This is a genomic window from Allobosea sp. RIT-PG3_2 (genome assembly GCF_057321085.1).
The window spans coordinates 355,834-370,633 of record NZ_JBXWCA010000003.1; the positions used below are offsets into that span (position 1 = coordinate 355,834).

Sequence of the window (14,800 nt, forward strand, 5' to 3'; positions counted from 1 at the left end):
CCCGGCCCGCCTGTCCAAGCCGGCAGCGCGCAGGGGGCGGGCCTTTGCGGAATGGCGGTCAGTGATCTGACAAGATGATGTGCCGTTGATTCCGCTCCGAAGGCCTCTTGGATTGCATCTACGTAATAGATCGGAAAGCCGCCAGCCATGATTTGGCCTTCCTTTGCCAATAGCGGAGGCGGCGTTCGTTCAGGTCATCGAGAATCTCTGACCTGATCATTCCTTTCCCCCTTCTCATGTTTGGTAGATGATGCGTCGTTCGTTGTTGCTTGCGTTGATGTTCGGTTTCTTGCCTGCGGTGGCCCTGGCCAACATTCCCTCCGAGAAAATTTCCTTTCAGCCTCAGGTCAAGGGCCTGGGCTGCCTCAAGCCCGAGACGCTGGCGATGGTCGCCGAGCTCATCGCGAAAATCGGGCCGATCCAGATCACCTCGACCTGCGGCGGCCGCCACGCCCGCCATTCGCAGCACTATAGCGGCAAGGCGATCGATTTCCGGCCGCTGGGGACCTCGCCACGGAAAGCGGCTGCGATCGCCCGCGCGCTCGAAAATGTCGGCGGTGTGGGTACCTACTCCAACGGCCTCGTTCATGCCGATATCGGCGAGCGCGAGGTCTCCTGGCACGGCCAGAAGCGCAGCCGCTATGCCTCCGCCGGCAAGCGCAGCCGCTACGCGAAGCTGGCCCGCAACGGCGGTTGATCTAACCGTTCAGAGCCCGAATTCGGTCCGCCAGCGCGCGATATCCTCGACCGCGACGTTCGATCCGCAGAGCACGAGACAGACGCGCTCCCCGGGTCGGAACTTCTCCTTGCACGCCAGCGCGGCGGCCACCACGCAGGCCGCCGCCGGCTCGACCAGCACGCGCTCGTTCTGCAGCACCCAGATCAGTTCCCGCACCGCGTCCCCATCCGGCACCACGACGATCTCCTCGAGGAATTGCCGTGCAGCCGCCATGGTGCGCTCGGTGGCGAAGGGCGCTCCAAGCGTGCGTGCGATCGAGGTCGAGCGGATCGGGACGGGCTCACCGGCGGCGAGCGCCTGCGTCATCGTCGTCGCGCCCTCGGTCTCGACGCCGTGCAGCCGCACCGCAGGGTCGAGCCCCTTCAGAGCCGCGCCGACCCCGGCCGAGAAACCGCCGCCGCCGATCGAGATGAAGACATGATCGATGCGCCCGCCGGCATCGGCGGCGAGTTCGAGCCCCAGCGTGCCATGGCCCGCGATGATCGCGGGGTCGTCATAGGAATGGACGTGGATCATGCCCGCTGCGGCATAGTCCTCGGCCTTGGCGAAGGCGGCGATCGAATCGTCGCAGAGCTCGACCTCGCCGCCGGCCTCCTCGGTCCGCCGGATGTTGAGGGCCGGCGTCGCCTTCGGCATCAGCACCAGCGCCCGGGTGCCGACCGCCCGCGCGACGAGCGCGACGGCGATGGCGTGGTTGCCGCCGGAGACGGTGACGACGCCGCGCGCGAGCTCGGCAGCGGTCAGCGCCGCCAGTTTGTTGAAGCAGCCACGCACCTTGAAGGAGCCGCCGAGCTGCAGGCTTTCGAGCTTCACCCAGGTCTCGACCCCGAGCCGCTCCGACAGGCCGGCGCTGTGATAGGTCGGCGTGCGGCGGACCTTGCCGGCGATACGAACGGCGGCAGCCTGGATATCGGCGAGGGTGACATCGAACGGCATGGCGGGTTTCGGTCCTGTTCTGGGCGCGGCGGCACCTGTTGCCGCACGAGAGCGCGTCCCGTGCAAGGCCGTCAAGCGCGAGCGAGACGGGTTTCGCCTTGTCCCTGCTCCCTGGCAGGTCCTAGCTTGCTGTCACGAAACCTGCTCGCGGCAGGGCCTTTGGAAGAGGGATGCGATGACGATGACGCCGAAAGAGATGCTTGCGAAGCTGGTTTCGTTCAACACGGAATCGCAGCGCAGCAATCTCGACCTGATCCATTTCTGCCGCGACTATCTCGCCTTGCTCGGCGTCGAGAGCAGGCTCGCGCCGAGCGAGGACGGCCAGAAGGCCAATCTCTATGCGACGATCGGGCCGAAGGGCGATGGCGGCGTCGTGCTCTCCGGCCATACCGACGTCGTGCCGGTAGCCGGGCAGGCCTGGACGTCCGACCCCTGGACCCTGACCGAGCGCGGCGGCAGGCTCTATGGCCGCGGTGCCTGCGACATGAAGGGCTTTGACGCGATCGCGCTGGCGCTCGTGCCGGAGATGCTGGCGGCGCCCCTGAAGCGGCCGATCCATATCGCGCTCTCCTATGACGAGGAGGTCGGCTGCCGGGGCGCGCGGGTGATGATCGAGGCGATGCAGGCTGATGGGATGAATCCCGCGGCCGTGATCGTCGGCGAGCCCTCCATGATGCAGGTCGTGACCGGCCACAAAGGCGCCATGCGTATGCGCACGACCGTGCGCGGTCACGCCGTGCATTCCAGCCGCGTCGATATCGGTGTGCCCGCCGTAATGGTCGCGGGCGAGCTGATCCACTGGCACAACGAGGTGATGGCGCAGAACAAGGCGGCGGCGCCCGGCAACGGCTTCGAGCCGCCTTACAGCACGCTGCATGTCGGCGTCGTCCAGGGCGGCACGGCTGTGAACATCACGGCGGAGCACTGCACCTTCGCCCATGAGGTGCGATGCGTCCCCGGCGACAGCCACGAGGATTACGCCGCCCGCTATCGCGCCAAAATCGCGGAGATCGAGGCGCGGATGCAGGCGATCGCGCCCAAAAGCGGCATCGACTTCGAGATCACCTCGAACACGCCCGCCATGGGCCCCGAGACGGACGGCGCGGCCGAGGCGCTCTGCCGGCGGCTCACCGGCGATAATGGCAGCCATGTCGTCGCCTACGGAACCGAAGGCGGGCTGTTCCAGCGCGCCGGCTGGTCGACCGTGGTCTGCGGTCCCGGCGACATCGCCCAGGCACATCAGCCGGACGAGTTCATCGCCGTCTCGCAGCTCGAAGCCGGCGCCGCGTTCCAGCGCGCGCTTATCGCCGAGCTCTCCCGCTGAGGCAGCCGTCAGGCCGCGGGCGGTTCGCCCGCCTTCGGCCGCTTATGGCCGGCGGGGCGCATCGGCAGCGGCACCGCCGGCCGGTCGGTCCGGTACTGGCCGCGGGCGATGGCGCCGAACAGCAGCACGACGGAGGTCAGCGTCATCAGCCACCACGGCAGCAATGGCGCGAAGCCGAAGACGCTGAGCGCAAAGGCCGTGGTGAAGGCGGCGACGCCGCCGGCAGCCAGCGCTCCCGGCATCCGGCCGGCGGCGCGGATCGCGAAATAGAGACAAGCGGCGGCGGCTGCGGCGCCGACCAGCCCGAGCTCATACCAGGTCTCGAACAGCAGCGTGGCTGGCGCTGGCTGCGGCAGCGTCCCGTTCATCTGGCCGCGGACGACCGTGTCGAGCCCGTGCCCGGTGATGAGCTCGATCGGCGACTGGCGGATCACATCCGCCCAGATCGAGAGCATCTGCGCGAAGCCGTCGGCGCTGTCGGGCAGCGCCGAAACCAGCGGCGCGAGCAGGAAGGGCAGGATCGGCGCGAACAGCATCAGCCCGGCGATGATCGTGGCGATCACCTGCGCGGCCCGCTCGCGGCTGGCCGTCACGGCTCCGAAGGCCACGGCCCCGAAGATCATCGCGACGGTCTCGCCATCCTCGAAGCGCGTCAGCGCCAGCAGAGCCACGACGAGTGCGAGGCCGAGCGCACTCATCCCCCTTTCGCGTGACAGCAGCCAGGCGAGCGCCGGCCAGGCCGTGATGAGAACGACCGAGACGCCGCGCTCGACCGCGCCGGGCGGCGTTTCGGCATGCCTGAGCGCCGCGATGATGATCAGCCCGAGCGCGAAGATGCCGGCGCTGCCGGTGCCGAGCGGCGAGAGGTTCAGGTTCGAGGAGCGCATCCGCTCGGGCAGGGCGGAAAGCCCGGCAAAGCCGAGCACGACGGCGAGCATCAGATTACCGGCCTTCTCGGCCGCGGCAGCCGGGAAGGGGCTCCACACCAGCGAGAGGAACGCCCAGGCCACGAGGCCTAGCAGGATCAGGCCCGGGCGGCTGAGCACGGCTTCCTTGAACGCGCCGGCGAACCTGCCGGGCTCTTCGACCAGTGCCGCGATAATCAGCAGCGCGATTCCGATCGGCACGAGCACCACGGCGGCGCGGCGCGAGACCAGCGCCGCCAGCGGCAGGACAAGCGCAAGCGTGCCGAAGCCGATGCGCCGCAGCAGCAGGGCGGCGTCGGTCGCCGGGTCGAGCGGGGTTTGGGCGTTGTTGCGGATCATGCGTTCCGACGGCGTGATGGGCAGCGGCCGGCCCGGTTGCCCGAGACAAACCTTCGCCACCCTAGCGAGACTGTAAGCGCACGACTGTAGGTGCGGCGCAACACTGCGCCGGCATCTCTCGGTCGCGTGACAAAGTCTTGCGGCCACCGCCTCTGGCGTCGCGCGGCCGTTCGTGAGAGGAATCCGGCATGACGATGCTGGCTGCCATTCCTTATGCGAGCGGTTCCGCGATCGACGCCTTCATGCAGGGACTGGCGGCGCAGCTGAGACAGCGCGGTCTGCGTCTCGGCGGGGTCGTCCAGCACAATGATGATGCCTGCGACGATCGCTGCATGGCGATGTCGCTTGAGGATCTCGGCAGCGGCCGGCGCTTCCCGATCAGCCAGAATCTCGGCGATGCCGCCGCAGGTTGTCATCTGGATGCGGCCGGGCTTGCCGCTGCCTCGGCCGCTTTTGCCGGCGCGCTGGCCGAGCGGGTCGATCTCGTCATCGTCAACAAGTTCGGCAAGCAGGAGGCCCTGGGCGAGGGGCTGCGTCAGGAGATCGCCGATGCGGTGATGGCCGGCTTGCCCGTGCTGATCGCGGTACGGCACGATTTCCTGCCGGCCTGGCGTGATTTCGCCGGAGACGACTGGGTCGAGCTGGCGGCCGACGCTGTGGCGGTCGAACGCTGGGTCGCGGCTGCGATCCGGCTCGCTGCCTGACCGGCGCCGTGATGCGGCGCCGGGATTGTCTGGCATGACGGGAGCCACGCTGCCGCCCACGGTCGGCCTTATCCTCGCGGGCGGCCTCGCACGCCGCATGGGCGGCGGCGACAAGGCCCTGAAGATCCTCGCCGGCCGGACGATCCTCGCCCATGTCGTCGGGCGGCTCGGTGAGCAGTGCGACAGCCTTCTCCTCAATGCCAATGGCGATCCAGCCCGGTTCGCGGCATGCGGCCTGCTGGTCGTCGCCGATACGGTGCCGGATTTCGCAGGCCCGCTTGCTGGCATCCTGGCCGGCCTCGACTGGCTCGCGGGCCACCGGCCGGATACGGCGTGGCTGCTGAGTGTCGCAGCCGATACGCCGTTCATCCCGACCGATCTCGCCGCGCGTCTGCACCGGGCCCGCATCGCGGCGGGCGTGCCGCTCGCCTGCGCCGCCTCCGCCGGGCAGGCGCACCACGCCATCGGGCTCTGGCCCGTCTCGCTGCGAGAGGAGCTGCGCCAGGCCTTGGCGACCGGTGAACGCAAGATCAGCCGCTGGACGCAGGCGCAGGGCGTTGCCGTCGCCGAGTGGCCGGCCGAGCCGTTCGATCCCTTCTTCAACATCAATTCGCCGGAAGATCTGGTTGAAGCGGAACGCCTCGCGGGGTTGCCGATCTAGCCACGGCGACGGGCATTACCGCTCCAGCAAGGCCTTCAACACCGCGAGGTCGCGGGACACCATGGCCGCGTCGCGCGCCATCTCATCGTCGGACACACCCTCGCGCTGGAACAGCGTGAACACCAGCTCGGCACCGTCGCCATTGGCGACGACCCGCATCGGGTTGTGCATGGCCGGCCCATGCTCGGGGATCACTGCATGGTCGAGCACGCCGTGATTGTTCGGCTCGCTGAACAGGACGCGCATCGGTCCCATCGGCGTCTCGGCGCGCCAGGTCATGCCTTCGACATGCACGAAACTATGACCGAGGCCTTCGGCCCATTGCGGGAAATTCGCCGGATCGGCCAGGAAGGCATAGACCTCCTCCACTGGGCGATCGATGCCGATGCCGATATGGCGGGCGTGCTGGACGGGCATGGCTCTGTCCTCCCAAACGCGGGTCATCCCGGCCGGAGCCCTCGGGTCCGGCCTTTTGGTCGGCCCAAGGGTGAACTCCGTGGAGAGCCGGGATCCATGCCCGAACCTCGATCGGAAGCGCTCCGGCATGGATCCCGGATCAAGTCCGGGATGACGGCGTGATTCCGTGTAAAGTCGGTCGATACTGAGAACAAAAGAAGAACATATTTACTTGCTTGTCAAGCCCCGACATCGGCCGGTCGGTGCTACTCGATGACGATCCGTGGTGCCGCCCGCATGGCGCCGCCGAGGCCGGCCTGCACCTGTCGCGCCACCGCGATATAGGCCTTGGCATGCGAGCTCTGCGGGTCGCTGGCGACGATGGGCCGGCCGCCGTCGGAGGTCTCGCGGATCGGCATGGCCAGCGGGATCTCGCCGAGGAAGGGAATATGGAGCCGCTCGGCCTCGTGCCGCGCCCCGCCATGGGCGAAGATATCGGACTGGTGCCCGCATTGCGGGCAGATAAAATAGCTCATGTTCTCGACGATGCCGAGGATCGGCACCGCGACCTTCCTGAACATCGCGACGCCACGGCGCGCGTCGAGCAGGGCCAGGTCCTGCGGCGTCGAGACGATGACGGCGCCGGCGAGCGGCACCTGCTGGGCCATGGTGAGCTGCGCATCGCCGGTGCCGGGCGGCATGTCCACGACGAGGATGTCGAGCTCTCCCCAGGCGACCTCGCGCAACATCTGCGTGATCGCCGAGATCACCATCGGCCCACGCCAGATCATCGGCGTCTCCTCGTCGACGAGGAAGCCGATCGACATCACCTTGAGCCCATAGGCCTCCATCGGCGCCAGAGTCCGGCCGGAGACGAGCTGGGGCTTGCCGGTGATGCCGAATATCTTCGGCATGGACGGCCCGTAGATGTCGGAATCGAGCACGCCGACCTTGAGGCCGAGCGTCGAGAGCGCGACGGCGAGATTGGCCGCGGTGGTCGACTTTCCGACGCCGCCCTTGCCGCTGGCGACGGCGATGATCTGCTTCACGCCGGGAACGCCGGTAGGCTTGGGCGCGCCGCCGGGGCCGGGGCGCTGCGCCTGTTGCCGGGCTTGCATGCCCGCCGAAGCCGCTGCCTTGTCCGCGGTCAGCCCGACAAGGACCTGGGTCACGCCCGGCAAGCCGCCGACCGCGCTTTCGGCCGCCTTGCGCACCGGCTCCATCGCGCCGGCCTCGGTCGCGTCGATGCCGATGGCGAAGATCACCTTGCCGCCATCGACCAGGATATCGCCGATGCGGCCGGAGGCGGCGAGCGATTGCCCGCTTGCCGGCAGCTCCACCAGTTCGAGCGCCCGCAGGACATCGGCTTGGGAGACGGTCACGTTGTCGAACTCCGTTTGTCGGAAGCGTCGTTCTCGGGCGGAGCGCAGCGCAGAGCCGAGAATCTCTTCGAGGAGATGCTCGGGTCAAGCCCGAGCATGACGCGGTTGTCTAGGCCGCCTTGCGAATATGAAAGACGAGGGCGCCGTCCGCATCCCCCTGCAACTCGATGGCATCGCCCGTTTCGCGCGCGAGATTAGGCAGGTCGATCACCGTCATCGGATCGGTGCATTGCACGACGAGCAGGCTGCCGGCCCGCGCGCCGCGAAGCGCCTTGCGCACGCGCAGCACCGGGAGCGGGCATTTCAGGCCGCGCAGATCGAGCGGAATGGTGTCCATGGTCTCGCGCCCGCCGGGCCGTTGTCGTCGCACTGCTTCATAGGACGGCTGTTCGGGTTGGAGCAACCGCCGCCATGCCGCATGCTTGACCCGCCTCGTCGCCGCGACGATGAAGGTCGGGCAGGATAACACGGAGTGCCGGCGGCGATGCTAGCGAAGAGCCGAAGCGGGCGAGGGCCGTGATGGCGCGGCTGAGCGGCGCCCGGACGGATTCCGGGCTCATCACTGTCGAGCAAGCCGGGGCTCGCGCGGCCGCGCTGGTCGCGCCGGTGGCCGATGCTCTCGCTCTGCCCCTGGGCGAAGCAGATGGCCGCACCCTGGCCGAGGCCGTGATCGCGCCGTTCGATCTGCCGCTTTTCTCCAATTCGGCGGTCGACGGTTATGCCGTCCGCTCTGCCGATCTCTCGCCCGGCACTGAAACCTGTCTCCCGATCCTCGGCCGCAGCGCGGCGGGCGATACGGGCGGAATGCTCGGGCGGGGCGCCTGGCGCATCTTCACCGGCGCGCCGATTCCGGCCGGCGCCGACACTGTCGTCATGCAGGAGGATGTCACGCCGAACGGCGGGGAGGTCAGTCTGCCTCCCGGCCTGAAGCGCGGTGCTAATCTGCGCTTGGCAGGCGAGGATATCGCGCGCGGGCAGGTGGCCTTGCCGGCGGGGCGACGCCTGAGGCCGCAGGATCTCGGCCTGCTGGCGGCACTGGGGCTGGATCACGTCCGGGTGCGGCGTCGCCCGCGCGTGGCCGTGTTCTCGACCGGCGACGAGCTGACCGAGCCTGGGCAGCCCCTCGCGCTGGGGGCGATCTACGACGCAAACCGGGCGATGTTGCGCGCCCTGCTGGCGCGAGCGGGCGCCGATGTCGCCGATCTCGGCATCCTGCGTGACGAACCCGGCGAGCTGGAGCGGCATCTGCGCGAGGCGGCCGGCGCCTGCGACCTCGTCGTCACCTCCGGCGGCGTCTCCGTCGGAGAGGCCGATCACGTCAAGGATGCGGTGGCCGCCTGCGGCGCGCTCGATCTCTGGCGTGTCGCGATCAAGCCGGGCAAGCCGATCGCCATCGGGTCGGTCGCGGGCACGCCCTTCATCGGCCTGCCCGGCAATCCGGTCGCCGTTTTCGTGGGCTTCATGTTCATCGCCCGGCCGATGCTGGCCCGGCTTGCCGGGACGGCCTTCGAGGCGCCAGTCGCGCTGCCGGTCACGGCGGGCTTCCGTCATCGCAAGAAGGGCGGGCGGCGCGAGTTCCTGCGCGTGACCATCGAACGGCGTGACGATGGAGTCGTAATCGCGCGCAAGCATCCGGGCGAAGGCGCCGGCTCGCTCGCCTCGCTCGCGCAGTCGGACGGGCTTGTCGTGCTGGCCGAGCATGTCGAGCAACTGGAAGAGGGCGAGAGCGTCGCCTTCCTGCCTTATGGCGGTCTGCTCGACTAGCTCGCTGATTTTTCACGGAACCACTGCGTCATCCCGGGCCTGACCCGGGATCCATGCCAGAGCGCGGCCGATCGAGGTTCAGGGATCCCGGCTCTCCGCTTCGCTCCGGCCGGGATGACCCGCATTTCCGTGAAGACGAAGCACGCCCCAGCGCGGCCGCCCGCCTCAATCGCGTCGGAAGACGACGCTCGCTCCCCAGCCGAGGAGCAGCGCCAGCAGCGCCGTCGCGAAACCATAGAGCAGCGGCCAGTCATAGGCTCCGGAAGCGAGGCGCTGCTCGATGCCGGTCTTGATCACCTCGAAGCTGGTCTGCTGGCGCGCCAGCGGAACCCCGCCGGAATACAGCACGATGTCGACGGTGTAGGAGCCGGTCGGCGCCGTGGCCGGGATGTCGATCGGCGCGCTGAAAAGCGCGTTTGACAGGAAGGTGACGCCGCGCTCCTCGTAGCCGTAGAGGTCCTTCGCCTGCATGATCCGGGTGAGGCTTTCGCGGAAGCGGATCGAACTGGGATCGAGATCGACCCAGTTTCCCTGCGGCAGTTCGGCATTGGCGAGGCCGATGCGGCCGCGACGTGCGGTCTCAGCGTTCATCATCTCGGCGATCGGCCGGTTGCTGGCCACGTGCAGGAAGACCGGATTGTCAGGGAAGCGACGCTGCGTCCGGTTGATCCAGATCGGGCCGAGCCGCTCCTTCTCGCGCACCAGCAGCATGCGCCGGGGGCCGCGGACCGTGACGATGATGTCGTAGGGATCGCCGCGCGAGACCGTACGTCCATCGCGCTCGACCAGTCCGAAGACCGTCAGCTGGCTGCCGGTGTAGTTCGAGGTGATCTGGATCTGGTGGCTCGACATCGCCGCGATCAGCGTCTCGGCCCGGGCCGCCACTGTCGCGAGACCGGCGCAGAGCGCGGCGAGGAGGCCGAGGACCCGCTTCATCGCGCGCTCTCCGGCACCACCACCGAGAAGGGCTCGTTCGGCGGAATGAAGAGCTCGATGGCGAAGCGCAGGCCGACCGAGAGGATCAGCAGCGCCAACAGGAGCCGGAAGGACTCGACGTTGAGGTTGCGCGCCGCCCGTCCGCCGAACTGCGCGCCGATGACGCCGCCCAGAAGCAGGAGCGTTGCGAGGATGAGGTCGACCGACTGGTTGGTGACCGCATGCAGGATGGTCGCGCCCGTCATCGTCACCAGGATCTGGAAGAGCGAGGTGCCGACCACCACGGCCGGCGGAATCCGGAAGAAGTAGATCAGGCCGGGCACCAGGATGAACCCGCCGCCGACGCCGAGCACGGCGCCGATGAAGCCGATGATGATGGCGAGCAGGGCGATAGGCAGGACGCTGCAATACAGGCCGGAGCGATAGAAGCGCTGGCGGAAGGGCAGGCCCATCCACCAGGGATGCATGCCGCCGCGCCGCTTCAGCCGCGCCGGCTTGCCGGCTCGGACGCGCAGCATGGCGCGCAGCGCATCGTAGAGCATCAGCCCGCCGATGATCGAGAACAGCGTGACATAGGACAGCGTGATGACGAGCTCGAGCTGGCCGAGCCGGCGCATCGTATTGAAGAACAGCACGCCGAGGACCGTTCCGACGATGCCGCCCGAGACCAGGACGCCCCCGAGCTTGAGGTCGAGCGCCTTGCGCCTGAGATAGGTCAGCACCCCGGTCATCGACGAGCCGGCGACCTGCGCCGCGACCGTCGCGACCGCGACGGCGGGGGGAATGTCGAGGAAGATCAGGAGGGGCGTGAGCAGGAAGCCGCCGCCGACGCCGAACAGGCCGGAGATGAAGCCGACCGCGCCGCTCAGGCCGAGCACCATCAGCACGCTGATCGGAAGCTCGGCGATCGGCAGGTAAATCTGCACTCTTACCCCTCGCAGGCGGGTGCATAGCCGCTGCTTGCACCGATTTGTCCCAGACTGAACCGCCCAGGTTAAAAGATGTTGCTGAAATGGAAGACGGGCCGCTACCGGCCCGCCTCAAGAGACTATCGTTCTGCTTGCCGCGTCAACACGTCGAAAGCATGACGCGCCGGCGCCGGGCTCAACTCCGCGCCGGCTTGTTCGGCTTGGCTGCCGCTGCGGTCGGGCCGGCGTCCCAGCCCTTGGCCGGCGGCGTCACGTCGTTGGCGACGGCATCGAGCGCCTTGGGCTTCCAGTTGCTGGCGGTCGCCTTGGCGGCGGCGAGCTCTTCCGGCTTCATGCGCTGGGCGACCTCGTCGCGCTTGCGGCCGGCATCCTCGTCGCCCTGCGTGGCGGCCACCGAGAACCAGACGAAGGATTGGGCGAGATCGGTCGGCGCCCCGAGGCCGCGGCCGAGCAGGACCGCGAGATTGTACTGGCTGTCGCGCACCCCGAGCTCGGCGGCGCGGCGGAACCACTCGGTCGCGACTGCATAGTCCGCCTTGCCGGAGACGCCCTCGGCGTGGAGCACCGCAAGGTTGTGCATCGCCTTGGCGTTGCCACGCTCGGCGGAGCGCTGGTACCAGATGCGGGCGAGCGCGAGATCGCGCTGCGTGCCGATGCCCTTCTCGAACATGTTGCCGACGCGGAACTGGGCAGGAGCGAGCCCCGCCACGGCCGCGCGCTCGAACAGCCGCAGCGCGAGCTTGGCATCGCGTTGGGCGGCGGGACCGTCGACGGCCTTGCTTGCCAGCTCGTAGACGGCGCGCGCATCGCCATCGAAGGCGGCCTTGCGCAGCCCGGCACTGCCGAAGCCCGCCGGCAGGTCGCCGAGGCCGGTCACCGCCTGCACATTCGATTCCGTCGCCGGGGCAGGAGCCGCCTGGCTGTCCATCGCGGCTGGACCGGCAGGACCGGGGGGCAAGGCCGCAATCTGCTCCGGCGCAACGATGGCCGGCGCCGGATTCGGGGGAGCCGACGACAGCGCCGAGGACTGGTCCTTGGCAGGAGCCTGATCCTTGACCGGCGCCTGCGAGGGCTCGACCGGCGCTTCCGGCTGGGCCACCGGCGGAGCGACGAGGCTGCGTGCTTCGCCGTTCGCGCTGGCCGTCTTGGTGCCGTCGCCACGCAGCGCACCGGTGACGATATGCGCCGTGCCCATCGCCAGGACGAGCGCGGCGAGGCCGAGCAGCAGCGGCCGCTTGCGCTTCTCCAGGATTTCCTTGAGCCGGCCGGAGCTTTTCGTTGTCGGCTCAAGGCTGGCGGAGGGCGCGCTCGCTGCCGCCTCGCTGGCGGCTTTCGCCGAGCGCCGCGCGGCGGCGATCAGGCTCTGGCGGACCGATTGCTGATCCTGACCTGTGGCGACATTGCTTTCGGGTCGGGGCCGGCCGGAGCCCGGCTCCAGCGGCAGGTCGAAGGCCGTATTCGGCAGCGTCGGAGCGCTCTCGACGCGGGAGGAGGAGGCAGGCGCCCCAAAGCGATCCTGAGCGGCGGCGCTGACGGAGGGGCCGGTGCTTTCGCGAGCGGGAGCAGCAGGCGCGCGGCCGGTCATCTCCTCGGCACGCGCCATTGTCTGAGCGCGGGGGGGGGCATTCCGGCGCTCGCCTTGCAACTCGGCCTCCAGCCCGGAGAGCCGGCCCATGATCGCCTCGAGCGACATGTGGACGGCGCCCAGCGCATCCTGCGTCTGGCGCTCGGACGAGACATGGGTGTCGCGCAGGCCGGTGACGAGGTTCGACAGCTCGGCGATGCCTTTGCCGGGTGCGGTGGCCGTGCTGGTCGCCTGGACGAGGGCGGCCCGCTCGGCCGCAGTCTCCTCGCGCATCGACCGCAGATGCACGACGAGATCCTGCAGCGTGCGCTCGATGCCGGTTTCGGCCGTACGTGTCGCTGCCGCCTCGTCGAGGCGAGCTGCAATGCCCGAAATCTGCTGCTCCAGGGCCTCGAAGGATTGCGAGTCGGCGCCGGGGGCGCCGGCTTCGTCGATCTTGTCGGCGAGATGACGCAGCATCTGCTCGATCGGGCCGAGATCGACCGGCGTCGCCGGGTCGCCTGTGCCGACCATGCGGTTGAGCTGGCTCGATGCGGCGAGGCTCTCGATCCGGCCGGCCAGCGCTTCGATCTGGCGTGTGACGGCGGACGGGCCCTGCTCGGCGAGGAGCTCGATGCGGTGCTGCAAGGCGTCGATGCGATCGTCGAGATGGTCGCCATGCCGCTGCGCCGTGACGTCGTCGAACTTGCGCGACAGCATTTCGATCTGCGTCGCGAGCGAAGCCAGGGGCGCGGTGTCGAAGTCCTGTGGCCGGCTGGACAGGACCGTGCTGCGCACATCCTCGATCGCAGCCGAGAGCGTACGCATCTCGCGCGGGTCCGGCTGGATTTCGCGCAACCGGCCGATCTCGAAGCCGAGCGAGGCGACCTGATGGGCGAGGTCCTCGAGCCGGTGATCCTGGCCGCCAGATGCGACCAGGCTGCGCAGCTCCGCGATGTCGCGCATCACGGGGTCGAGATTGGCCGTCTCGCCGCCGCGCGTCGCGAGCGCGTCGATCTTGGCGGCGAGATGCGCGATTTCGAGCTGGAAGCGCTGATAGCTGTCGCCCGTGCGATCCTGCGAGAGCCGCGAGACCTCGGCCTCGATCCGGGCCAGGGGCTTGAGCAAAGGTTCGAACTGGTCGCGCCTGTCGAAGCGGTCGAGACGCTCGGCGAGGCCGGCGATCTTGTTCTCGATGATGCTGGTGTCCGCCTGGCGCGGCTGCGGCTGCGGAGCGGCGGGGCGCTGTGCCGAGGTGCGCCGGGTCCCGAGGGAGAGTCTCGATTCCAGCTCCCGCAAATCCTCCCGCAACGCGGAGATACGTTCCGGCGCGACGCTTGCGGCACGCGAAGGCACGGTTTCCTCGGTGTCGAGAACGCGCTGGCGCGTGCGGATGTCGGTGACGGCCGCCGCCAGCCCGTCGCGGCTGAAGGCGAGACGCGGCGAATGCTCGGCCCGGTTCTGCTGGATCTCCTGGCTGCGCCGCTCGATGTCGGCGATGCGTTCGCCCATCGTCTTGATCGCCTCGGCGATGACGCTGGTCGCGCGCTCCTGTCGTTCGGCGGAGCCGCGCTCGCTCGACGATATGCGGTCTTCGGTCTTCTCGATCCAGCGGGCGATGGAATCGAGCGCGCCCGCTGTGCGGGTGCTGGCCTCCCGGGTCAGGCGTTCGATGCTGGCGGCCTGGTTGACCACGGCATCGAGTTCGAAACGCGACAGGTCGGGAACGGCGTTGCGCGGCGCGGTATCCATCTGTCCCTGGGACAGGCGTGCGAGCCTTTCGGAAAGGGCCGCGATATCCAGCTGCTCGGGCTTGGCGGGTGTCGGTGTCGGGGCGAACTCGGGCTCCCCGCTCTCGTCGCGGATCTTGTGGTCGAGCCATTCGCCGAGCGTCATGCCGGCGCGCCGTGCCGCTGCCTTTGCCGCGTCGCGCGTCCGGGGATCAACGCCCTTGACGCTCCAGGGCAAGCTGTTGGCCATGTTCTCGCTCGCCTACGGGGCCGATCTCCACGTCGGGTGCGGCCCCCTGATGCCGCAAACCCGCCGCGCGAACCTGGGCAGTCGTGAAGATAATGTTGACGACGCCGATGCGCGTTCCCGACATTTGACGGCCATGGTAAACAACGAGTTAAGAAACGGCTTCCGAACCGTTAATTTTCCGCCATTGACTCATGGGAACATCGGCCGGGCCGCGATGTAA

At 68.8% G+C, this 14,800-nt stretch carries 13 protein-coding genes; 5 read left to right on the forward strand and 8 right to left on the reverse strand.

The window, feature by feature from the left end; all coding sequences use genetic code 11:
* The first annotated feature begins 277 nt into the window (after positions 1-277).
* Entirely contained in the window at positions 278-697 is a 420-nt protein-coding gene (locus AC2FAN_RS12020; protein WP_485174245.1) for a D-Ala-D-Ala carboxypeptidase family metallohydrolase, read from the forward strand.
* Positions 698-706: 9 nt separating this feature from the next.
* Here the strand turns inward: AC2FAN_RS12020 and AC2FAN_RS12025 are convergent, their stop codons facing one another.
* Positions 707-1,675 (reverse strand): threonine ammonia-lyase, encoded by a 969-nt coding sequence (locus AC2FAN_RS12025; RefSeq protein WP_485174247.1) that lies wholly within the window; start codon positions 1,673-1,675, stop codon positions 707-709.
* 181 nt (positions 1,676-1,856) lie between these two features.
* On the opposite strand from AC2FAN_RS12025, the gene argE reads away from it, so the two are divergent.
* Positions 1,857-2,999, forward strand: coding sequence for an acetylornithine deacetylase (argE, locus tag AC2FAN_RS12030; RefSeq protein WP_485174249.1), 1,143 nt, complete (start codon positions 1,857-1,859; stop codon positions 2,997-2,999).
* 8 nt (positions 3,000-3,007) lie between these two features.
* Here the strand turns inward: argE and AC2FAN_RS12035 are convergent, their stop codons facing one another.
* Positions 3,008-4,264, reverse strand: a complete 1,257-nt coding sequence (locus AC2FAN_RS12035; protein ID WP_485174251.1) for a peptide ABC transporter permease — start codon at positions 4,262-4,264, stop codon at positions 3,008-3,010.
* 188 nt (positions 4,265-4,452) lie between these two features.
* On the opposite strand from AC2FAN_RS12035, the gene AC2FAN_RS12040 reads away from it, so the two are divergent.
* Positions 4,453-4,968: a DUF2478 domain-containing protein gene (locus AC2FAN_RS12040; RefSeq protein WP_265052147.1), complete on the forward strand. Its 516-nt coding sequence runs from the start codon at positions 4,453-4,455 to the stop codon at positions 4,966-4,968.
* Positions 4,969-5,002: 34 nt separating this feature from the next.
* The gene (gene mobA / locus AC2FAN_RS12045; protein ID WP_265052148.1) at positions 5,003-5,629 is read left to right on the forward strand and encodes a molybdenum cofactor guanylyltransferase MobA; all 627 of its coding nucleotides are present in this window, start codon (positions 5,003-5,005) and stop codon (positions 5,627-5,629) included.
* A 15-nt stretch (positions 5,630-5,644) separates the two neighbouring features.
* On the opposite strand, the gene AC2FAN_RS12050 is transcribed toward mobA, so the two are convergent.
* From AC2FAN_RS12050 to AC2FAN_RS12060, 3 genes are all read right to left on the reverse strand, one after another.
* Positions 5,645-6,046 (reverse strand): SRPBCC family protein, encoded by a 402-nt coding sequence (locus AC2FAN_RS12050; protein ID WP_265052149.1) that lies wholly within the window; start codon positions 6,044-6,046, stop codon positions 5,645-5,647.
* 245 nt (positions 6,047-6,291) lie between these two features.
* Positions 6,292-7,407, reverse strand: a complete 1,116-nt coding sequence (locus AC2FAN_RS12055; RefSeq protein WP_265052150.1) for an Mrp/NBP35 family ATP-binding protein — start codon at positions 7,405-7,407, stop codon at positions 6,292-6,294.
* Positions 7,408-7,516: 109 nt separating this feature from the next.
* Positions 7,517-7,744, reverse strand: coding sequence for a sulfurtransferase TusA family protein (locus tag AC2FAN_RS12060; protein WP_265052151.1), 228 nt, complete (start codon positions 7,742-7,744; stop codon positions 7,517-7,519).
* Between the two features lie 182 nt (positions 7,745-7,926).
* Here AC2FAN_RS12060 and AC2FAN_RS12065 point away from each other — a divergent pair, with 182 nt between their 5' ends.
* Positions 7,927-9,171 (forward strand): molybdopterin molybdotransferase MoeA, encoded by a 1,245-nt coding sequence (locus AC2FAN_RS12065; protein ID WP_485174255.1) that lies wholly within the window; start codon positions 7,927-7,929, stop codon positions 9,169-9,171.
* Positions 9,172-9,336: 165 nt separating this feature from the next.
* On the opposite strand, the gene AC2FAN_RS12070 is transcribed toward AC2FAN_RS12065, so the two are convergent.
* From AC2FAN_RS12070 to AC2FAN_RS12080, 3 genes are all read right to left on the reverse strand, one after another.
* Positions 9,337-10,107 (reverse strand): TIGR02186 family protein, encoded by a 771-nt coding sequence (locus AC2FAN_RS12070; protein ID WP_265052153.1) that lies wholly within the window; start codon positions 10,105-10,107, stop codon positions 9,337-9,339.
* Entirely contained in the window at positions 10,104-11,033 is a 930-nt protein-coding gene (locus tag AC2FAN_RS12075; protein WP_265052154.1) for a sulfite exporter TauE/SafE family protein, read from the reverse strand. The genes AC2FAN_RS12070 and AC2FAN_RS12075 overlap by 4 nt, the downstream gene beginning before the upstream one ends.
* Before the next feature lie 178 nt (positions 11,034-11,211).
* The gene (locus tag AC2FAN_RS12080) at positions 11,212-14,580 is read right to left on the reverse strand and encodes an SEL1-like repeat protein (protein ID WP_485174258.1); all 3,369 of its coding nucleotides are present in this window, start codon (positions 14,578-14,580) and stop codon (positions 11,212-11,214) included.
* Positions 14,581-14,800: the final 220 nt, after the last annotated feature.